Below are 20455 nucleotides of genomic sequence, written 5' to 3'. Positions count from 1 at the left end.
ACCGTGACGGGCACTCTGCCCGCGCCAATCGGGGCGGTATTTCCACTTGGCAGGTGCAATGGGTGGTCGCAACTTTCACTAGATATTGGGGTTAAGAGCGGGTAAACTACAAAACACAATTAAAAAAGCTGACGAAAATGTCAGATAGAGCAGAGGCAAAAGCAGATGAGCACGAGGGCATCCAGCACCCGTAAACCGGCGAGCGGTACGGGCAAATCCAACAAGACATCGCGCGCAAGCCGCAAGCGTAGCGGCGCCAAGACCGCGCAAGCATCCGCGGCGACGACGACGGTGGTAAAAGACGCGACTGCACCCGAGGTCAAGGTGGCGGCGGATTTGACATTGGCCAAGAAGGCGAAGCGGGTCGAGAAAACGACCGCCAAACCAACATCGGGCAGCGCGCCTGCGGTGCCGGTGGCAAAAGCGGTCGATCCTGTGGTGGTGAGCGAGGTCACACCCGTGGTCTCAGGCGCGGCATTGCGCAAGAAGGATCTGATCGAAACCGTGGCCGAACGGTCGGGTGTGAAGCGACGCGATGCCAAGGCGGCCCTGGAAGCGGCGCTGGAATTGCTTGGCGAGGCGATTGCCGAGGGCCGGTCGATCAACCTGCCGGGATTTGGCAAGCTCAAGGTCACCCGGACCAAGCAATTGACCAACGGAAAGGTCTTCATGACCCGCATCCGCCAGCCCAATGATACCGGTGGAACCGGAGGTGGAGCCTCGGGCGAGAGCGGTGACGAGAGTGGCCCAGCGGCGGGCAAAGACCCTCTTGCAGAGGCTGCCGAGTGAGGCTAAAAGCCCCGGCAACGGGTGATTAGCTCAGTGGTAGAGCGCTTCGTTCACATCGAAGATGTCAGGAGTTCAAATCTCTTATCACCCACCATCATTTTCTCAAGGAAATCAATGGCGAAGATAGCCATCTAAGCCACTAATGTATGACACTAGCCCCCAAATATTTGACGCTTGGGGGCTGTGTATGACACTAATTAGGGGGCTGTGAGGGCGGTGTGGTCACTTTTGCACCCCATCTCCCTCAATCGCTCGGAAGTGGCTCTCCCGTCAAGGCGTAGGGATCAACACCCAGCGCCTTCGTCAACCGTTCCAGCACATCCAAGGTCACGCTGACCTTCGCCCGCTTAATATCCGACACATAGGAACGGCTGACTGCTGATCTGGTGGCAAGTGCTGCCTGTGTCATGCCTTGGGCGTTGCGGTACGCTTTGAGGTTGTGGGCTATACGGGTGCGTAGGGTCATGGGTGTATTGTGCCGGATCGGCTGGGTGTGGTTGCTGTGAAAGGTGGGACTGCTTTGGAAACTGTCGGGAACTTTTCCAGATACCGGCGGTTGGTTCTGCACAGCCCGAAAGGGCAACACAAGGAATGGAGCAGATCATGAACAAGATTCTTCTCAGCGGTGCGCTTGTCAGCGCGATGGCCCTGTCGAGTGCCGCGATGGCAGACGAAATGATGGTGAAAGAGATTGAGGTGCAGACCGAAATCGAAGCGATCCAGAATGCCGAGGCCGCCACGGTCTGGCACGATATCAGCGCCGATCTGGAGGCTGCGATTCTGGCGCGCGTGGTTGATCGGATGGACGAGTCCGGCGCAATCGTGATGGTTGATATCGACGAGGTGTCGCTGGCCAATAACTTCGAACTGGCCACCGGTTTGGAAAATGCCACCCTGCGCGGTTGGGTCAAGATTGAGCGGACCTACAAGGAGAAGGAACAGCCGGTCGAAGCGCCTGAGGAACTTTATGAGCTGACGGTGTCTGCTCAGCAGGCGCAGGTTTACTATCCTGAAGGGACGGATCTGAGCGTCTTGGAGGTGAGCAGCGAGGTGTTTTACCAGGCGATGTTGGCTGCCTTTGCCGATAACGTCGTCAGCAAACTGCAATAAGCCAGGCGGAAACCGCTTGAATGAGGCGCTTGCAAGAGTGCCGGATCGGCCTTGGGGATGTCTCCCCGGGGCCGATTGCGTATTGGTGTCGCCGCCAAGGCGCAAGAAGGGGCCGCCAGGGAAACGCAACGTTATCGCCGGATGCGCCGGTCTGGCGCGTGTGATGGTGGCTCTGCCGTGATAGGGGCGAGGGCATAGGGATCACTTGGGCATTGGGCGGGCAAGAGAGGACTTCACGATGGCAGATTATCCACCGCTTTTTCTGTTGCGCCACGGGCAGACCGATTGGAACCGCGATCGGCGCATTCAGGGGCAGATGGAATCGGACCTGAGCGATCTGGGGCGCGATCATGCCCGCCGCCAGGGCGAAATTCTGCGTGGGCTCGATTTGCCCGACGGTATTGCGGCCTATTGCAGCCCGCAACGGCGCACCCGTCAGACGGCCGGGATTGCATTGGGAGCGGTTGGTTTGGAACCGACGTTCGATGTGCGGCTGAAAGAGGTTTCGATGGGCAGTTGGGAGGGGCAGTATTACGCCGATCTGTTGAAAGCGCGCCCCGAGCTTGCGACGCAGGGGATCTTCAACCTTTGTCTGCAAAGCGACGGCGAAAACGCCGATGATATGCGCGCGCGGGCTGCTGACTTTCTTGACGGGTTGCGTGGCCCGGCGGTGATCGTGAGCCATGGAATTATCATGAGTTTCCTGCGCGGTATCGTTTTGGGCGCGTCGCTTGATGACATGGAGGCGATGGAACGCGCCCAAGGCGTGGTGATTGAGTTGCGCGATGGATTGGAAGTGACGCATCGCTAAGCTTGTAGCTCGCTGACATTGCTGCGTCTCTCAGCCATTCGTTTGCGCAGTTTTTCTGCTGATAACGCTCAATAGCTGCGTGTGAGCGTGCTGGAGCGTTCCGGATAAAGCATCAGGGTCTTGCTTGGATGGCGGGGCGAAGCGGCCCCCTGACATCAATCTATATCAAGAGGCCGATGGCCCGTTCTGCCAGAAGGGAGATTGGCGCGTGCAACAGACGGGCCGTTGCCTGTCGTCAAAGCCGCATCAGGTAGGTTTGGTGGCCGTCGATGACCAGCGCACCGTGCTGGTTGTGGATGGTGATTGCCAAGGTCATCGTGCCGGTGGTGGTGCGCCGGGTCATTTCGGTGATGGTGAAGCTGGGATAAAGCGTGTCACCGCAATAGACCGGTTTGAGAAACCGCGAGGATTGTTCGAGAAATCCGATCAAGGCTTCGCCCATCTGATGCGCCAGGGGAGACGCGCCGATCGCCGCCTGGATCAGCGTCTGGTAGCCATGCGCCATAAGATCGGGGTGTCCGAGGCGCTTGAGGTAGGCCCGGTCATAGTGAATCGGGTGATTGTCGCCGCTGGCGGCCTGGAACGCAGCAAACACGCCTTCGGTCATTGTTCGCGATGGTGCGCGAAACACCTCGCCTGGGGTGAAATCGGAAAAGGCCCTTGTGTTGTGGGTGCTATGGGCTGTTGGATCAAAGGTCATCTGGGTCTCCTTGGGTATCACGACAAGGGGAGCCGGGAGGGCGCGTAACGTCAAGTGACATTTGGTGTTGAAAAAGGCTTGCAAGGCGCGCAGACGCGAGGTAATCACACCGACGCTTGGGTCGTTAGCTCAGTTGGTAGAGCGCTTCGTTTACACCGAAGATGTCGGGAGTTCGAGCCTCTCACGACCCACCATTCTAACTTGTTGAAAACAAACAAAACCCGTTCAGATAGGCCGCAATGTCGGTTTTGATGTAACAAACTTGGTTACAAACGGAGATGAGAATGGCTGGCAAGGTGCGCATATGATCAATCGCCAACAGCCCCGAATTTTACGGCACCGATGCTGATACCGAGATCGTGACCGCGCTTGGCGAGATTACAAACCCGCCGGATTACCCCGGCGGGTTTTCTATTCTAGCTTTGCTGATGAAAAACAATCCGACCTGAGGTGTCATTAGTTGCACAGCTCTTGGGGGTAAGCTGCACCCGCCTATTGTGAGTCAACGGCCCAACCCCGTTGGCACGAGCGTCGGTCATATCCTTACACGGAGGAAGCTCCATTCGTTGATACCCTTTTGATATCATACAAGATTCATAATTTCGAATTCTGGCTGGCGCATTCGCATCGTTCACCTGATAAATGCCCGTAATTAGTGCTACAGCGATTTCAGCTCCGGGGCTTCTATTTACAGGAACTTGTTGGGCAGCATTAGTTTCACAGGCAGCGCGATCACGTTCAAAATCCGTGTATCGCATATTTTGTTTAACAAACGTTTCTTGATTGACGCACGCGGATAGAGCAAGTGCTGATATGATGATGAGTGTTGTCTTTCTATTCATGGGGTTATTCCAGTTTGTTTCAGCGTTAGCACTACAAGTTTCGAGGCTATTATCGTCGGCGAAAATATGCCAGCAGTAGAGTTGTTTTGCCTGCAAATATCTTTGAAAGATGTTGCAATTGTGGCAAAATAAGCTACCAAAATAGTGCAATTAAAATTAAATAGTGCTCAACATAATGCAGTCCGATTGCTGCACGATTGCAATTTAGTTGACGAGTGATTGCTTAGCGTTACGTCAGTCGGTCCGTTCGGAAGGTGCTTATGCGGTTACAAAACGTCACGTAAGTTTTGGAAATTATTATAACCACGAAGAATTCGAGCCTCTCACGACCCACCATTTCCCCTTTGCACCATTCTCTTGTGTTGCGCGCCGCTGCGGTTGTGGCGCGTTGTGGGTTGTGACGGCCCGGATCAGGGCATGATCGCACCTCTGTCTTGCGCAGGGCGGTCGGGTAGTCCATTTTCAAGCTCCGGGAGATCAGCCGCCAGATGCCACAAGACCAGACAGCGAACGCACCAAGTTATCTGACGACCAAAGAGGTCGCCGAGATTTTGCGCGTGAAGGAGCGCAAGGTGTATGACCTTGCGGCGGCGGGAGAGATTCCGCATCGGCGCATCACCGGCAAGCTGCTTTTTCCGCAAGGCGAATTGCTGAACTGGATCGAAACCGGCGCGGGGAGCGCGGAGGCGGAGCGTCCTGCGGTGCTGAGCGGGTCGCATGATCCGTTGCTGGACTGGGCCTTGCGCGAATGTGGATCGAACCTTGCGACCCTGTTCAATGGCAGCCGCGCCGGGCTGGACAGTTTTACAGAGGGGCAGGCGGCGCTTGCCGGGCTGCATATTCCCTGTGGGGGCGATTGGAATGTTGATGCTGTCGCTGCGCAGGGGTTGAAAAACTGTGTGCTGATTGCCTGGGCGAGCCGTGCGCGCGGGCTTGTTCTGGCGCCGGGGGTGCGTGACACGATCACCGGGTTTGGCGATCTCAGGGGCAAGCGCGTCGTTCAGCGCCAGCCCGGTGCCGGGGGGGGCACGTTTTTCGATGACATGCTGGCGCGCGAGGGTTTGAGCATGAGCGATCTGAAACCGGTCAACGAGCTGGCGCATACCGAATATGACGCGGCGGCAGCAGTGGCGGCAGGGCAGGCGGATGCTGCGACGGGGATCGAGGCGATGGCGCGGCAGTTCAACCTTGGATTTCTGCCGCTGGCTGTGGAACGCTTTGATTTGTTGATCGACCGGCGGGCCTATTTCACGGAACCCGTGCAGAAATTGCTTGGCTTCGCGCAAGGCGCGGCATGTCGTGAAAAGGCGCAGGCGATGGGCGGGTATGATCTTGGGCAGATGGGCGCGGTGCGCTGGCTATCGGTCTGACGCACCAGCGAAGGCATGTTGCCTGCGCTGGCTGTTGGTTGGTGCCTAAGATGAGCGCAAGCGCGTGCATCCCTCGCTTTGTCGCTTAGTTCGCGGGTTTGAACCCGTAACTTGCAAGGATCTGCTGCCCTTCGGGGGCGAGGATGAAACCGGCCAGATCGGAGGCTTCTGACGAGCTGTTGTTCAGCACGCTAAGCCCATAGCTGGCCCCCACCGACAGCGCGTCGGGCAATTGCACGATCTGCAATGTCGGCGTGTCGCGTTGGGCCAGCACGGCGTTGGTGCAATAGGTCAGAAACACATCGGCGCGATCTTCGCTCATCACCCAGCCGTAGGGGTTACGGCCTTCTGGCGGTTTGGCGCTGTCGGGGCCGCCGGTGAGTTGCAGGGCTTTGGCTTTGAGCTTGGCGGTGCTGCCTTGCTTGAGCGCCTCGGCCTTGTCGAAAAGTTCAAAGGCGTAGTCACCCGAGGGGTCGGCCTTGGGCGTTGAGGTGCCAAGGCGGGTGTCGTCAGAAAGCATGACATCGAGCATGGTGTCTGTTGTGAGCGCGACGCCTTGTTGCGCCAAAGCGCATAGGCTGTTGCGGGCGAACATGGTCACGGGGCCGGAAAGCCCGGCGTCGGCCAGGGTTTGCGGGTGGCGCATGTTGGCGGAGGCGAATACCTCGGCGGTTTCGCCTTTTTCGATGCGTTCACGCAATAGGCCGGAGGGCCCGAAATTACGCGCGACACTTGCGCTATTGGCCGCTTCAAACGCGTCGGCAATATCTGTCATCGCGGCTTTCAGACTGCCTGCGGCGTGCAGGTGGACCTCTTGCGCAGAAGAGGGCGTTGCGAGTGTTGCCGTTACAAGAAGCCCGGCTGAGATGATCGGTTTCATGGGGAATTTCCTGACGTTGAAAAAAGGGGCGCGCCGGGAGATGGCGCGCCCCCGACGTGGGTCAGTCAGCGTTGGGGAAGAACAGCTGCTGACCGTCTATTTTATAGGAAGCGATTGCGCTCTGGCCCTCTTCGGAAAGCACCCAGTCGATGAATTTCTGGCCCTGTTCGGCCTTTACGTTGGGGTGCTTTTCAGGATTCACGAGAATGATGCCATATTGGTTGAACATCTTGGCATCGCCCTGAACGGCGACCTGATAATCACCTTTGTTGCCAAAGCTGATCCATGTGGCGCGGTCGGTCATGACATAAGCGCCCATGCCGGTGCCGGTGTTGAGCGTGGCACCCATGCCCGAGCCGGTTTCACGATACCAGCCACCCGAAGCGGCGTTGACATCGACGCCGGCGTCTTTCCACAGGCGCAGTTCGGCCTTGTGGGTGCCGCTATCGTCGCCGCGCGAGGCGAAGGGGGCGTTGGATTCGGCAATTTTGACCATGGCGGCGGCGACATCGGACATGCCGGAAACACCTGCGGGATCCGCGGGCGGGCCGACGATGACGAAGTCGTTATACATCACGTCGGAACGCTTGACGCCGTCACCATCGGCGACGAATTTCTCTTCCGCCGCTTTGGCGTGGACGAACAGGACATCGCCATCACCATTGGCGGCGTTCTTGATCGCCTGACCGGTGCCAACGGCGACGACGCGCACTTCGATCCCGGTCTTGTCCTGAAACATTGGCAGCATGTGACCGAAGAGGCCCGAATTCTGGGTTGAGGTGGTGGATTGCACGATGATGAAATCATCCTGTGCAGCGGCGGGGCCGGTGAGGCCAAGCGCCAGAAGGCCCGCCGTGGCGAGACCGAGGAAGCTACGTTTGAACATGGTGATACTCCTTTTTAGCGTGTGTTTGGAACGAAAAGGCGACCGCTCAGCCAGGCTTGTGCGGCTTCGGATTTCGGGGTGTCGAGGACATGTGCGACAGGGCCGGTTTCGGCGACGCGCCCGCCGTGCAGAAAGATCAGATCATCGCCCAGCCTGCGGGCCTGGCCCGCGTCATGGGTCACGAGGATGATCGTTGCGCCGCTTGTGCGGGCGTCTTGGATCAACTGTTCGATGGCGAGGGTCGAGGCGGGATCGAGGCTTGCCGTGGGTTCATCAAGGAACAACAGGCGCGGCGCGCAGATCATGGCGCGTGCCATGGCAAGGCGTTGCTGCTCGCCGCCGGACAGCACGCGGGCAGGGCGGTCTTTGAGATCATCGAGACGGGCAAGGGCGATTGTTTCGGCTTCGCGGGCTTTGCGTTTTGCGCCGCGCACCCCGCGCACCGAAAGGGCGAACCGCAGGTTGGCAGCGACCGAGCGGCGCAGCATGACGGGGCGTTGAAAGACCATCGCCTGTTCTTGCCTTGCCGCGCGATCGAGCGGCTGGCCGCGCCACAGAACCTCGCCGGCGGTCGGATCGAGCAGGCCGTGCAGCAGCCGCAACAAAAGGCTTTTGCCACTGCCGTTGGCGCCCATGATGACGGTTGAGTGGCCGGGTGTGATGTTGAGATCGACGTTGTTGATCAGACGCCGCCCGCCCGCGTCAAAACACAGGCCCTGTGCAGACAGCAAGGGGGATGGATTGACAGCGCTGTGCGCGTTTATGTCAACAAGTGCCTCAGACATAGGCCGCCCGTGCCGCTGTGCCGCGGATGGCCATCAAAAGGCCATTCACGAACACCGCGATTGCCAACAGGATGAGGCCCAGCGCCAGCGCCAGTTGAAGATTGCCCTTGGAGGTTTCGAGCGCGATCGTGGTGGTCATGACGCGGGTGACATGGTTGATGTTGCCGCCGACGATGATCACCGCGCCCACTTCTGCCACGGCGCGGCCAAACCCGGCCAGCGCCACCGTCAGCAGGCTATAGCGCGCGTCCCAAAGCAGGGCGAGCACGCGATCAAGTGGGCCGACGCCAAGCGAGGCGAACTGTTCGGAATATTCGCTGTTGAGGTCTTCGATCACCTGACGGGTCAGGGCGGCGACGATGGGTGTCACCAGAATAGTCTGGGCTATGATCATTGCGGTGGGGGTATAGAGCAGACCAAGCACGCCCATCGGTCCGGACGCGGACAGCATGAGATAGACCAAGAGGCCAACCACCACTGGCGGCAGGCCCATCAGCGTGTTCATCGCCACGATCACGCCGGTGCGCATGGGAAATCGGAACGCGCCAACGATGGCACCCAGGGGAAGCCCGATCAGGCAGGCTGCGGCGACCGCCGTCAGGGTCACGCGCAAAGACAGCATGATGATCTCGATGACATCCGAATCCCAAGACAGGATCAGCCCAATCGCCTCGATCAGGATAGCTGAAAAGCTCTCCATTATGCATTTCCTCCCAAGTAAGGGAAATTTTGCACAATAAGGCATGATAATCCATAGGGATTAAGAGAATTTTGAAATGATACGGCTGGTTATGGCCGGGTATCGCGGTATTCTGTCGGCAAAGCGCATGACACCAAGGGCAGCGGATGGACCCGAAGATGACCCAGACAAACCCCGGTATCCGCGACAGGCTTTGCACCTTGAGTGCAGAGTTTTCCGGCGCGCTTGGGGATCTGGGCACGTTCCTGCCCTATGTTATCGCCATCACCGGCGCGGGTATTCTGGCGCCGACGCCGGTTTTTGCGGCTTTCGCGGCGGGCTATGCTCTGGTGGCTTTGGTCTATCGGTGTCCGGTTGCGGTGCAGCCGATGAAGGCGGTGGGCGCTCTGATCATCGCCGGAAGTCTGAGCGCGCCCGAGGTTGCGTGGACCGGTGCGATCATCGGCGGGTTCTTGCTGGCATTTGCCGCGAGTGCGCGGCTTGGCGCGGCGGCGCGTGCGATTCCGCAATCGGTTGTGACCGGCCTGCAGGCGGGATTGGGGCTGGTGCTGGGCGTTGTTGCGGTTGAATTGATGGGCGGGCAGTGGGCGATTGCCCTTCCTGCGTTGGCGGTTCTGGCCCTGTCGTTGATCTGGGGGCGGGGGCCTTGGGCCTTGATTGTGGTTGGCGGGGCGGTTGTATTGGTGCCCGCGGGCGATCCTGTCGCTGTTGCCTCGGCCGTGGTTACGCCCGAGGTGGGGGCGTCGGTGCGGGCGGTGACGTCAGGGATTGTGGCGCAGCTTCCGCTGACGCTTCTTAACGCGGTTGTTGTGGCGGCGGCGGTGGCGCGTTCGCTCTTTCCTGCGCGCGCGGCGCGGGTCAGCGAGCGCAAACTGGCGGCGACGAGCGGGCTGCTCAATCTGGTGTTCGTGCCTTTTGGAGCCTTGCCGATGTGTCACGGTGCCGGGGGCATCACGGCGCACCACCGTTTTGGCGCGCGCGGGGTTGGCGCGCCTCTGGTCATGGCGGCGCTTTGCGGCGCGGGGGCGTTGGCCGGGCCGCAGGTGATTGGCTGGTTGGCGATGATCCCGATGCCGGTGGTCGGCGCGCTTTTGCTCTATGCGGCGGCGGATCTGATACTGAGCCGACGGATGTTTGACGCGCGTGCCGATTGCCGCCCGGTTATCGGGGTCGCGGCTGGGGTGACTTTTGCGTTCGGGGCGGGCGCGGGATTAATTGCGGGGCTGATGGCCGAGGCGGTGCGGGTGCAAATTCGCCGCAGGCAACGGCGCGGCGCGGCTGATACACTGGGGTAGATGAGGGACAGTCGAGGGAAGACACCGCCATGACAACCAACACATCTGAGGTTCGCGAACATGAGGTTTGCGTTGATCTGCCAGAGGCCAGCGATGCGCAGCTTCGCTTTATCGGGCGAATCCATACGCCATGGAGCACGCGCGCCGAATGCCCGAGACAGGGCGCGCCGGACGGGCCGGTTTGCACGGTCGAGTTGTTCGAGCCCTGGGGGCCTGCGCTTGCGGGGTTGGAGGCGTATGAGTATGTCGATCTGCTGTATTGGTTGGATCGGTCGCGGCGTGATCTGGTGGTGCAGAATCCGGGGACCAAGGGCAAGACCTTTGGGACGTTCGCGTTGCGATCGCCGCAGCGGCCAAACCCGATTGGCCTGTCGCGGGTGCGTCTTGAGGGGATCGACGGGATGAAGCTGAGGGTGCGGGGGCTGGATTGTCTGGACGGCACGCCGTTGATTGATCTCAAGCCCGAGCGCTGTGCGTTTTCGCCCAAGGGAAAAGGGCCGGCGTAAACCTCAGTGCTGATGCGGGTCGTCCAGCGACCCGTGGATCGCGAATTGATCAAGCCCTGCGGCCTGCGCTTCGATTGTGCGATAAGTTTCGCGCACGCCCACGTCGGTCAGCTCGCGCGCAACGGTCAGCAGGGTGTTGGCGTCATGTTCATCGCACAGGTCAGCCATTTGTGACAGTTCCTCCAGCGCGACGTTGCGGGCAGCTTCGGGCGAGGGGGCGCCGTAGATGTCGACAAAATGCTGTGCCAGGTGGTCGGCCAGCGTCTCGAATTCGGAGAGTTCAATCTGGGTGATGGCGACAAAGGTGACACGGCCAAAGGTTTCACACCCCATCCAGCCGTTGGCAAAGGCCTGCCGGGCCTTGCCGGTCAGATCGGCGTCGCTCCAGTTGGAAAACTCGAACCCGCCGGAGATGCACCATTCGCCGGTTCGGGCAGGATTGTGGAAAACGCGGGTGTCGCTTTCATCGAAATGGATTGCGCGGGCAAGTTTCATGCGGGCTCCGTCAGCAGGGTGGTGAGCGGGATCAGACGGGATTTGCCATCGGTTTTCAACAGCAGGCCGAGGTTTTCGTCGATCCCGAGGAAGGTTCCGTGCTGTCCCGCAATCGTGATTTCGCGATTCAGCCCGTGGGCGAGGCCAAGCCAGTTGCGGTGCAGTCGCGCAGGGCCGTCATCGCTGAAGGCGTTGAGTTCGACCAGCGTGTGGCGCACCCAGGCTTCAAGCAGGGTTACGGGATCGACGTCGCCGCAGCCTTCGGCATAGAGCGCGGTGAGGTCGGGCGTGAGGCCGGTGTCTTCGGAGGGCGGCCAGAGTACGAGCGACAGGCCGATCACCAGCCAGTCCGGGACGGTTTCAGGATCGTTGCCGGAGGCGGCGATTTTAAGATCGCCGCAATGGCCGTCGTTGAGGAATATCTTGCCGCTCCAGCCGAGATGCACCGCCACTTCGGGCGGGGCAAGTGCGCCCAAGGCGTTTTGGAAGCCGACGCCACAGAGGGGCAACATGCAGGCGGCCTCGCGCAGGGGCAGTTCGGGGGCGAAGACCACCGCCGCGCGCAGCCGGTCGGGCGCGAGATCGTAGGTGACCAACCCGGCGTCGCAGACGGCCATCGCCTGTTCACAGGCCAGCGTGAATGGGTCGGCACCGTCCGCATTCAGAGCGTAAAACAGCGGGGGAAATACCGGCTGGGTCATGCGTGGCCAAGGGCGATCAGTTGTTGTGCCACGGCGCGAAAGCCCGCCGCCTGCGGGCTGTCGGGCTTGGACACCACGATGGGCGCGCCGCCATCCGACGCCACGCGGATATCAAAATGCAGCGGGATTTCCGCCAGCAGCGGCACACCGAGCTTGGCAGCTTCGGCGGCCACCCCGCCATAACCGAAGATATGTTCGACGTTGCCGCATTTCGAGCAGACATGGGTCGACATGTTTTCGATCATCCCGAGGATCGGGGTGCCAAGTTGCTTGAACATGTCGATCCCCTTGCGGGCGTCCAGAAGCGCCATGTCCTGGGGGGTGGAAACGATGATTGCGCCTTCAAGCTGGGCCTTTTGGGCCAGCGTCATTTGCACGTCGCCGGTGCCGGGTGGCAAATCGACGATCAACACGTCGAGCGCGCCCCATTGCACCTGGGTGAGCATCTGTTGCAAGGCCCCCATCAGCATCGGGCCACGCCAGACGACGGCCTGATCATCATTGGTCATCAGGCCGATCGACATCATGGTGACGCCGAAATTGCGCATCGGCAGGATTGTCTTGCCATCGGGCGAGGAGGGCCGCCCCGACACGCCCAGCATGCGCGGTTGCGAGGGCCCGTAGACATCGGCATCAAGCAGCCCGACGCGCCGCCCTTCGGCGGCCAGCGCGCAGGCGAGGTTGGCCGAGACGGTGGATTTTCCGACGCCGCCCTTGCCCGAGGCCACAGCGATGATGCGGTCGATCCCGGGCACTTTTTGCGGCCCCTTGGGCTCTGCCGGGCGGCCCATCTTGAGATCGGGCGGAGCAGAAGGCGCGCTGTGCGCCGTCATCACGATGGCCAGTTTCTCGACGCCGGGCAGGGCCTTGATCTTGGTCTCGGCCTCGTCCTTGAGGGCCGTGTAGGCAGCGGTGTGGTTGCCGCTCACCTCCAGCACAAAGCGCACTGCGCCGTCTTCTACGGTAAGCGCCTTGACCATGCCGGTGTCGAGCAGCGATGTGCCGCTGACCGGGTCGGTCAGTGTTTTCAGCACGCCCAGAACGTCTTCGCGACGAAGCGTCATGTCAGGATCAGCCCTTGATCGTGCCGGTCACGACATGTTCGAGATCGACGCCATCGACGGTCAGCACCATGCGGGCCTCGAATTGTTTGCCTTCGGTGCCCTCGGCGGTGCGGAACGCTTCTTCGATGGCCTGTTGCGAGGTCACACCGACCTGCTTGAGGAATTTGCGCATCGACATGTTGAAATCTTCGCTCATCTTGGTCTCCGTTTCTTGATGGGGGGTGTCTGTCTTATCTAGTGGTCGTTGCGCTTGGACAGATAATCGTCCGTTGTGCGCACACGCGGGCGTTCGGGGCCTGTGAAAGGGTTGTCTTGTGAGTGAAACTGCGCCTGAACGCGGCAATTGTCACACATTTGGATCATTCGTGCGGCGGTGGGATTGGCGAACATCGCGTGGTTTCCGGCGAGTTTCTCCATGATCCGTTCAACCGTGGATTTGACGCCAAAGAGGGTGCCGCATTCGACGCAGGCGAAGGGTTCTTCCTCGTTCAGCACGACCTGCGTCAGGGCCGCATCGGTCAGGTCGAGTTGTGGTTGCAGGGTGATCGCGTCTTCGGGGCAGACATTGGCGCAGAGACCGCATTGCAGGCAGGCGTCTTCCTTGAAGCGCAGCTGAGGCATGTCGGGGTTGTCGACCAGAGCGCCGGAGGGGCAGAGAGAGACACAGGCGAGGCAGAGCGTGCAGGCATCTGTATCGACGAGCACCGCGCCATAAGGCGCGTGGTCGGGCAGGGGCATCACCGCAGCCTCGGGCATCAAGGCCTTGGCGGCGAGACGGGTGATCTGGCGGCGCGAGCCTTGTGGCAGGATCGGGGTGATGGTCGGTTCGGGCGGCATTTCGCGGCTGAACAGGTGATCGGAGAGCGCATCGGGGTCGGCGAAATCAAGCAAGGCCACGCCATTGCCCGCACCCATGGCGGCGGCGAGTTCGCTTTGCGCCTCGATCACGTCGTGGTCGGTTTTGGGGGCGAGCAGGATATCCACGCCGACAAAACCGCAGGCCAGAGCCGCCAGCATTTCGGTATGACCGAACATCGCCAGAGCGTCGATTTCCAGCGGGATCACATGCGCAGGCAGGCCATTGCCGAACCGTGCGGCGAGGCGGATCATTTCGCTGCCGTGGGCGTCATGCACCAGAAGCGTGCCCGCCTGACCACCGGCCTTGCGATAGGTGGAGGCCAGCGTGGAGATGCGGCGGAACACATGCTCGACCGGGGGGGCGTCATAACTGATTGCGCCGGACGGGCAGACGGCCGAGCAGGCACCACAGCCCGCGCAGATCAGCGGATCGATGATCACATGTTCGCCCGCGGGGATGATTGCGCCGGTCGGGCAGACGTTCAGGCAATTGGAACAGGCGGGTTGCTCGGCGCGCGAATGGGCGCAGAGCGATGTTTCCAGACGGATATGGAGCGCTTTTTCGAAGGTGCCGATCATCTGGCTGGCGCTAAGGATGGCGTCGGCCACGGCGGTCAGGCTGGCCGGGTCGGCGCGCAGGTATCCATCGCGTTTGTCGGGGGCGGGAAAGAGGGGGGTATCGCCCGTGAGATCGAGAATCAGGTCACATTCGGATTGCGCGCCATCGCGCGGCGGGCTGAGGGTTGGCGTGCCGCGCCCGCCGGGCATGACCTGCTGAAACGCGTCAATCGAGATGTTGAATTGGCCAAACGTGCCGCTTGCACGGTGCAACCGTCCGACGCAGGTATCAAAGCGGCCGGTGATCGGCATGTCCGTGGCGTCGCGCACAAGCACCGTCACCGCAAGGATATCCGCGAGTTTTTCGGCAGCGGCAAACGCCACCTCGGGCGCGCCGATGATCAGGCAGATACCTTCCGAAATGACATCAAGGGTTTTGGGCAATGGCTGGGCCAATGCGGCGTCAGCGACCAGGGCGGCCATTTTTGCGCTGGTGTCGGCTTTGTCGGCGCTCCAGCCTGCGCGGTCGCGCAGATCGACGAAATCGGGCATGGGCGCGCCGATGTCGTCGGCAAGGTCGCTGAACCGTGAGGCTTCCTGCTGGCAGGCGATCATCACCTTGCCTTTGCCCATTGCCTTGGCGGCGAGGTCGATCTGGGAGTTGCAGAGATCGGTGTGCATTCGCGAACATTCAAAGCCGGTTGCCGCGCCCAAAGCAGCGTCGTCAATGGTCTGAGTGTCGAGACAATTACAAATCAACAGAGTTGTTTTCATGCCGCCCCCCTATTGATGTGAAGGTAGGACGGAACTTCTCCAGATGAAAGCTGATCCTCTGGCTTTTGGCGATCATTTCCAATTAGCGCGCCATAAAAAACGATATTAGCCGATAGCCTCTTTGAAAGTTTTACAAAATGTGTATGCTCAATGCATATAAAGGTGTCCTCAGATTTGACTCTGCCAGCAGGTGCCAGCTTGTCTTTTGTCTTTCCAAACTCCCGAACCATCCCGATTGGCGTAGTGATTCGGAAAACTCCGGGGGTGACGCGATGGGCAAAATGGGCATGGCGGGCGGTTGCGATATTGCCCGGTGCGGGGCCTGCGAACTGGTCGGTCATGCGCCGCGAAGGCGAGGTGACGGACTTTCACGCGGCAACCGTGCCTCTGCAACTCTACGTTTCCGACACAGAAGCTTATGTGCATGAATTGCAGACGGTTGAGCCGTCGGTTTATGTGGTTCTGAGCCCTGATGACACATTGCCAGAGACCCCGTGGAAGGTGACGCTGGTTACGGCGTCGCCTTATGAGGGGCAGGACTATTGCGACTCGGGGGAGGTGATGGTCGAGAAGGTGGCCATGCCCGCAGGCATGCAAGCCTGGGTTGGCGACTTCGTGACACAGCACCACGAGGCACAGGCATTCGTCAAACGTAAGCGCAGAGAGATGAGTCTGGATGAAGTCGAGGATGGAATTGGCGATCCGCGCATCTCGCAGGACAGCGATGTGTATCGCGCGCCGGGCCGGAACAGGGAGGGGCTGAAATGACCCGCGAAGCTTCGTTCTGGGATCGTCGTCGCGCCGCCGTCAGGGCCGAGGAAGAGGCACAAGCCGCAGCGGAACAGGCCGCGCAGGAGGCACTTCAACAGCAGGCTTTGGCCGAAAAAAGCGATGAGGAGGTTCTAGAGGAACTGGGCCTGCCTGATCCTGAAACTCTGGTGCAGGGCGATGATTTTGCAGCGTTTATGGCCAAAGCCGTTCCCGAACACATCCGCAAACGAGCGCTGCGCAAGCTGTGGCGCAGCAACCCGGTGCTGGCCTGTGTCGATGGGCTGAATGATTATGACGATGATTACCTGAGTGGCAGCTATGGCAATGCGCCAATCAAGACGAGTTATCAGGTTGGCAAGGGCCTTCTGGAACATGTGCTGGAGATGGCGCGTCAGGATGAAATGGCGGAAGATGACCTAAGGTCACTCGACAAAGAAGAAAATTTGGCCAAGGATGATGATGCTTGCCTCTTGGCAGGCGAAGAAAGCGACGAGACAGACGAGTCCGAGCGCGAAATGGCAGGAGATCAGGAACCCGCGCGCCAAGAGCCGGATTTCAGCAGGCCGCGCAGGATGGTTTTTCACTTTGACGGGAACAACGCATGACCGTGGCACAAGCACATTCCGAGATTGCCGAAGAGGACCGTCTGCGTGCGGATCTCTATAACTATCTCGGGCTCATGCTTTCGGGGCCGCCGGATGAATTGCTGTTGGCGCAGACGGCCGGGTTGACCGGGGATGCATCCCCTTTGGGGAGCGCGATTGCGGGCTTGGCGCGGGTTGCAAAAGTCACCCGGCCCAAACCGGCAAGCACCGAGTATCACGCGCTGTTCATCGGGTTGGGGCGGGGCGAATTATTGCCTTATGCCAGTTATTACATGACCGGATTTCTGAATGAGAAACCGCTGGCAAATCTGCGTGCGGATATGGCGGCTTTGGGAATAACGCGGGCTGAAAACACGTTTGAGCCGGAAGACAATATTGCCTCACTGATGGAGATGATGGGGGGCATGATTGTCGGGCGTTTTGGTGATGTTGCACCGCTGGCGCGGCAAAAAGAATTTTTCAGCAAACATATAGGCCCATGGGCGGGCCATTTCTTTTCGGATCTGCAAGGGGCCAAGACGTCGGTTCTTTATGCCTCTCTCGGGGCCGTAGGGTCCGAGTTCCTGGCGATCGAACAGGAAGCATTTCGCATGATGGCAAGCTGACATCGTGCCGATTGATCGGTGGTCAAGGCCACCATGACAAGAAGACAGGGAAAAGGGAGGATCTAGAATGGCAGATACGAAAAAGGGCACAACCCGACGGAATTTCCTGAAGATTGCCGGCACGGCGGTGCCGGGTGTTGTGGCTGTTGCCACAGGATCAACTGCCGCAGCGCAAAACACGCCGGTTGAGGCCGATCTTTCATCCGAGGTGATGCAGGATACGCAACATACGCGCGCCTATTTTGAAAGTGCGCGCTTCTAGATCAATGCAACCTGCCGGGGAAATTTAGGGCAGGGGGAATTGAGTGCTACCAAGACTGCGACAGCGCAGAAGTAGGGAGAAAACCATGCTCAGGAAAAAGACAAATGGCAGTGCGCGCCGGACGGCAAGATCGTCTGTTACGCCTGCCGCTACGGGTTCTGTTGACCGGCGCACGTTCTTGCGCGGCTCGGGTTTGGCGATTGGCGGGTTGGCCGCTGTTGCCGCAACTGGCGGGACTGTTTCGCGCGCCACGGCACAGACCGCCGCAGAGCGCGCAATCGAGACCAGGAAAACCGTCTGCACGCATTGTTCGGTCGGTTGCACGGTGATTGCCGAGCTCGACAATGGCGTCTGGATCGGGCAGGAGCCCGGCTTTGACAGCCCGTTCAACCTTGGGGCACATTGCGCCAAGGGGGCTGCGGTGCGTGAGCACGCGCATGGTGAGCGCCGTCTGAAATACCCGATGAAAAAGCAGAATGGCGAGTGGGTTCGCATCAGCTGGGATCAGGCGATCAACGAGATCGGTGATGGCATGATGAAGATCCGCGACGAAAGCGGGCCGGATTCGGTATATTGGCTGGGCAGCGCCAAGCACAGCAACGAACAGTCTTATCTGATCCGCAAGTTTGCCGCCTATTGGGGCACCAACAACGTCGACCACCAGGCGCGGATTTGCCATTCGACCACGGTGGCGGGTGTGGCGAATACATGGGGCTACGGCGCCATGACCAACAGCTATAATGACATCCATAATTCCAAGGCGATGTTCCTGATCGGCTCGAACCCGGCCGAGGCGCATCCTGTTTCGATGGTGCATCTGCTCAAGGCGAAAGAGGAAAACAACGCGCCGCTGATCGTGTGCGATCCGCGCTTTACCCGCACGGCGGCACATGCCGATGAATATGTGCGTTTCCGGCCCGGTTCGGATGTGGCGCTGATCTGGGGTATTCTGTGGCACATTTTCGAGAATGGCTGGGAAGACAAGGATTATATGCGCACCCGCACCTGGGGGATGGATGAAATCCGCAATGAGGTGAAACGCTGGACCCCGGAAGAGACCGAGCGTGTGACCGGAACCCCCGGAGCGCAGCTTGAACGAGTGGCGCGTACTTTGGCCAACAACCGCCCCGGCACCTTGATCTGGTGCATGGGTGGCACGCAGCACAGTAACGGTAACAACAACACCCGGGCCTATTGCGTGTTGCAACTTGCGCTTGGCAACATCGGTCGCCAAGGCGGCGGGGCCAATATTTTCCGCGGTCACGACAACGTGCAAGGTGCAACAGACCTCGGGGTTCTGGCCGATACATTGCCGGGGTACTATGGGCTGTCGGCAGGCTCGTGGGCGCATTGGGCGCGTGTTTGGGAAGAGGATCTCGACTGGCTTAAGGGGCGGTTCTCGGACGCGAGCTTTGGCGATACCAAGATGATGAACCTGACCGGTATTCCGGTGAGCCGCTGGATCGACGGGGTTCTGGAGGACAAGGCCAACCTTGACCAGCCCGACAACACCCGTGCGATGGTGTTTTGGGGCCATGCGCCGAACTCGCAAACCCGCATGAAGGAGATGAAGACCGCGATGGAGCGGCTCGACATGCTGGTGGTTATTGATCCTTATCCGACCGTTACGGCGGTCATGCAGGACCGCACTGACGGTGTTTACCTGCTGCCGGCTTGCACGCAGTTCGAAACCCGTGGTTCGGTCACGGCTTCCAACCGCTCACTGCAATGGCGCGAGAAGACGATTGAGCCGGTGTTTGAATCGCTTCCCGATCATACGATCATGGCGAAATTTGCCGAAAAGTTCGGCTTCCATGACCGTTTGTTCCGCAACATCGCGATTGACGAGGGGGGTGAGCCGAACGTTGAGGACATCACCCGCGAGTTCAACCGCGGCATGTGGACCATCGGCTATACTGGCCAGAGCCCTGAGCGCATGAAGATGCACATGGCCAATCAGCACACCTTTGACAAGACCACGCTGCGCGCCGTTGGCGGGCCTGCGGATGGTGATGTCTATGGCATGCCGTGGCCGTGCTGGGGCACGCCCGAGATGAACCATCCCGGCACGCCGGTGCTTTATGACATGTCGATCCCGGTGGCCGAAGGCGGGCTGACCTTCCGCGCCCGGTTTGGCGTGGAGCGCAACGGCGAAAACCTTCTGGCGGAAGGGGTCTACTCCGCCGGGTCCGAGATCAAGGACGGATACCCGGAGTTCACCATGCAGATGCTGCGTGATCTGGGCTGGGACGGCGATCTGACCGATGAGGAGAAAGCCAGCATAGACCGTGTGGCGGGCTTCCCCGATGGCGCCCCCCTGATGGCCGAGCCTGCGGATGACGGTGGATCGAACGCCAGCGAAGAGGTGGGAGAAACATCGCAGCAGGGGGAAATCCCATCGGATTACGACAAGAAGACGGGCGGTGTGAATTGGAAGACCGACCTGTCGGGCGGTATCCAGCGGGTTGCCATCAAACATGGCTGTGCGCCATTCGGCAACGCCAAGGCGCGCACCGTGGTCTGGACCTTCCCGGATCCGGTTCCGCTGCATCGCGAACCGATCTATTCCAACCGTCGTGACCTTGTGGCCGATTATCCGACCTATGAGGACAAGAAGTTCTGGCGTGTTCCGACGATGTATCGCTCGATCCAGGAGAAGGATTTCTCGAAGGACTATCCGATGATCCTGACATCTGGCCGCATGGTCGAATATGAGGGCGGGGGCGAGGAAACCCGCTCGAACCCATGGTTGGCGGAATTGCAGCAGGACATGTTCGTCGAGATCAACCTGCGCGACGCCAATAACCTTGGTGTTCGTGACGGTGAACAGGTCTGGGTCGAGGGCGCGGAGGGCGCCAAGGTCAAGGTGATGGCCATGGTGACCGACCGGGTCGGTGAGGGCGTGGCCTTTATGCCGTTCCACTTTGGCGGGCATTTCGAGGGCAGGGACCTGCGCGAGAATTATCCCGAAGGGGCGGACCCCTATGTTTTGGGGGAATCGACCAACCTGGCGCAAACCTATGGCTATGACAGCGTAACCCAGATGCAGGAGACCAAAGCGACTCTCTGCAAAATCTGGACAGCATAA

The 20455-nt window shown here is 60.0% G+C and carries 23 protein-coding genes and 2 tRNA genes; 13 read left to right on the top strand and 12 right to left on the bottom strand.

What is annotated here, in order from left to right:
- The first annotated feature begins 165 nt into the window (after positions 1-165).
- Positions 166-789 carry an HU family DNA-binding protein gene (locus LZG00_10545; protein ID MCF3594438.1) on the top strand — a complete coding sequence of 208 codons (624 nt, stop codon included), beginning with the start codon at positions 166-168 and terminating at the stop codon, positions 787-789.
- A gap of 19 nt (positions 790-808) precedes the next feature.
- A tRNA-Val gene (locus LZG00_10540) sits at positions 809-883 on the top strand.
- 150 nt (positions 884-1033) lie between these two features.
- On the opposite strand, the gene LZG00_10535 is transcribed toward LZG00_10540, so the two are convergent.
- On the bottom strand, positions 1034-1255 hold the full coding sequence (locus LZG00_10535; protein ID MCF3594437.1) for a helix-turn-helix transcriptional regulator: 222 nt from the start codon (positions 1253-1255) through the stop codon (positions 1034-1036).
- Between the two features lie 137 nt (positions 1256-1392).
- On the opposite strand from LZG00_10535, the gene LZG00_10530 reads away from it, so the two are divergent.
- Positions 1393-1899, top strand: a complete 507-nt coding sequence (locus LZG00_10530) for a hypothetical protein (GenBank protein ID MCF3594436.1) — start codon at positions 1393-1395, stop codon at positions 1897-1899.
- 238 nt (positions 1900-2137) lie between these two features.
- The gene (locus tag LZG00_10525; GenBank protein MCF3594435.1) at positions 2138-2710 is read left to right on the top strand and encodes a histidine phosphatase family protein; all 573 of its coding nucleotides are present in this window, start codon (positions 2138-2140) and stop codon (positions 2708-2710) included.
- A gap of 235 nt (positions 2711-2945) precedes the next feature.
- On the opposite strand, the gene LZG00_10520 is transcribed toward LZG00_10525, so the two are convergent.
- Entirely contained in the window at positions 2946-3410 is a 465-nt protein-coding gene (locus LZG00_10520) for a MaoC family dehydratase (GenBank protein ID MCF3594434.1), read from the bottom strand.
- Positions 3411-3528: 118 nt separating this feature from the next.
- Here LZG00_10520 and LZG00_10515 point away from each other — a divergent pair.
- Positions 3529-3604, top strand: a tRNA-Val gene (locus tag LZG00_10515).
- A 222-nt stretch (positions 3605-3826) separates the two neighbouring features.
- Here LZG00_10515 and LZG00_10510 read toward each other — a convergent pair.
- Positions 3827-4252, bottom strand: coding sequence for a hypothetical protein (locus LZG00_10510; protein ID MCF3594433.1), 426 nt, complete (start codon positions 4250-4252; stop codon positions 3827-3829).
- Between the two features lie 488 nt (positions 4253-4740).
- On the opposite strand from LZG00_10510, the gene LZG00_10505 reads away from it, so the two are divergent.
- Positions 4741-5622 (top strand): helix-turn-helix transcriptional regulator, encoded by an 882-nt coding sequence (locus tag LZG00_10505; protein ID MCF3594432.1) that lies wholly within the window; start codon positions 4741-4743, stop codon positions 5620-5622.
- 85 nt (positions 5623-5707) lie between these two features.
- Here LZG00_10505 and LZG00_10500 read toward each other — a convergent pair whose 3' ends face one another.
- The 4 genes from LZG00_10500 to LZG00_10485 form a co-directional block, all read right to left on the bottom strand.
- Positions 5708-6502, bottom strand: a complete 795-nt coding sequence (locus LZG00_10500; GenBank protein ID MCF3594431.1) for a molybdate ABC transporter substrate-binding protein — start codon at positions 6500-6502, stop codon at positions 5708-5710.
- A 61-nt stretch (positions 6503-6563) separates the two neighbouring features.
- Positions 6564-7388, bottom strand: a complete 825-nt coding sequence (locus tag LZG00_10495) for an extracellular solute-binding protein (GenBank protein ID MCF3594430.1) — start codon at positions 7386-7388, stop codon at positions 6564-6566.
- A 14-nt stretch (positions 7389-7402) separates the two neighbouring features.
- Positions 7403-8173, bottom strand: coding sequence for an ATP-binding cassette domain-containing protein (locus LZG00_10490; protein MCF3594429.1), 771 nt, complete (start codon positions 8171-8173; stop codon positions 7403-7405).
- Positions 8166-8873, bottom strand: coding sequence for an ABC transporter permease (locus LZG00_10485; protein ID MCF3594428.1), 708 nt, complete (start codon positions 8871-8873; stop codon positions 8166-8168). Before LZG00_10485 ends, LZG00_10490 begins: the two co-directional genes overlap by 8 nt.
- A 158-nt stretch (positions 8874-9031) precedes the next feature.
- Between LZG00_10485 and LZG00_10480 the strand changes: the two genes are divergently transcribed.
- Together LZG00_10480 and tsaA are read left to right on the top strand one after the other, a co-directional pair.
- Positions 9032-10168, top strand: coding sequence for a putative sulfate/molybdate transporter (locus LZG00_10480; GenBank protein ID MCF3594427.1), 1137 nt, complete (start codon positions 9032-9034; stop codon positions 10166-10168).
- Between the two features lie 29 nt (positions 10169-10197).
- Entirely contained in the window at positions 10198-10674 is a 477-nt protein-coding gene (tsaA, locus tag LZG00_10475) for a tRNA (N6-threonylcarbamoyladenosine(37)-N6)-methyltransferase TrmO (GenBank protein ID MCF3594426.1), read from the top strand.
- Positions 10675-10677: 3 nt separating this feature from the next.
- On the opposite strand, the gene LZG00_10470 is transcribed toward tsaA, so the two are convergent.
- From LZG00_10470 to LZG00_10450, 5 genes are read right to left on the bottom strand one after another with little or no spacing between them, the layout of a single operon-like run.
- Positions 10678-11169 carry a DUF6505 family protein gene (locus LZG00_10470; GenBank protein ID MCF3594425.1) on the bottom strand — a complete coding sequence of 164 codons (492 nt, stop codon included), beginning with the start codon at positions 11167-11169 and terminating at the stop codon, positions 10678-10680.
- Positions 11166-11870, bottom strand: a complete 705-nt coding sequence (locus LZG00_10465) for a DUF4444 domain-containing protein (protein ID MCF3594424.1) — start codon at positions 11868-11870, stop codon at positions 11166-11168. The genes LZG00_10470 and LZG00_10465 overlap by 4 nt, the downstream gene beginning before the upstream one ends.
- Positions 11867-12934 carry an Mrp/NBP35 family ATP-binding protein gene (locus tag LZG00_10460; protein MCF3594423.1) on the bottom strand — a complete coding sequence of 356 codons (1068 nt, stop codon included), beginning with the start codon at positions 12932-12934 and terminating at the stop codon, positions 11867-11869. Before LZG00_10460 ends, LZG00_10465 begins: the two co-directional genes overlap by 4 nt.
- A gap of 7 nt (positions 12935-12941) precedes the next feature.
- Complete coding sequence (locus LZG00_10455; GenBank protein MCF3594422.1) at positions 12942-13130, bottom strand: DUF6494 family protein; 189 nt, start codon at positions 13128-13130, stop codon at positions 12942-12944.
- A gap of 38 nt (positions 13131-13168) precedes the next feature.
- Complete coding sequence (locus LZG00_10450; protein ID MCF3594421.1) at positions 13169-15124, bottom strand: 4Fe-4S binding protein; 1956 nt, start codon at positions 15122-15124, stop codon at positions 13169-13171.
- Between the two features lie 228 nt (positions 15125-15352).
- Between LZG00_10450 and LZG00_10445 the strand changes: the two genes are divergently transcribed.
- The 5 genes from LZG00_10445 to LZG00_10425 all read left to right on the top strand — a co-directional run bounded on the left by LZG00_10445 (position 15353) and on the right by LZG00_10425 (position 20455).
- Entirely contained in the window at positions 15353-15892 is a 540-nt protein-coding gene (locus tag LZG00_10445; protein MCF3594420.1) for a DUF3305 domain-containing protein, read from the top strand.
- Positions 15889-16500, top strand: coding sequence for a DUF3306 domain-containing protein (locus LZG00_10440; protein MCF3594419.1), 612 nt, complete (start codon positions 15889-15891; stop codon positions 16498-16500). Before LZG00_10445 ends, LZG00_10440 begins: the two co-directional genes overlap by 4 nt.
- The gene (locus LZG00_10435; protein ID MCF3594418.1) at positions 16497-17105 is read left to right on the top strand and encodes a molecular chaperone TorD family protein; all 609 of its coding nucleotides are present in this window, start codon (positions 16497-16499) and stop codon (positions 17103-17105) included. Before LZG00_10440 ends, LZG00_10435 begins: the two co-directional genes overlap by 4 nt.
- A gap of 67 nt (positions 17106-17172) precedes the next feature.
- On the top strand, positions 17173-17367 hold the full coding sequence (locus LZG00_10430) for a twin-arginine translocation pathway signal protein (protein MCF3594417.1): 195 nt from the start codon (positions 17173-17175) through the stop codon (positions 17365-17367).
- A gap of 85 nt (positions 17368-17452) precedes the next feature.
- On the top strand, positions 17453-20455 hold the full coding sequence (locus tag LZG00_10425; GenBank protein ID MCF3594416.1) for a formate dehydrogenase subunit alpha: 3003 nt from the start codon (positions 17453-17455) through the stop codon (positions 20453-20455).

The organism is Rhodobacteraceae bacterium LMO-JJ12, from assembly GCA_021555075.1.
Classification (GTDB): Bacteria; Pseudomonadota; Alphaproteobacteria; order Rhodobacterales; family Rhodobacteraceae; genus JAKGBX01.
The sequence above is the reverse complement of the archived record's forward strand: the minus strand, read 5'-3'. Positions and strand labels throughout refer to the sequence as shown.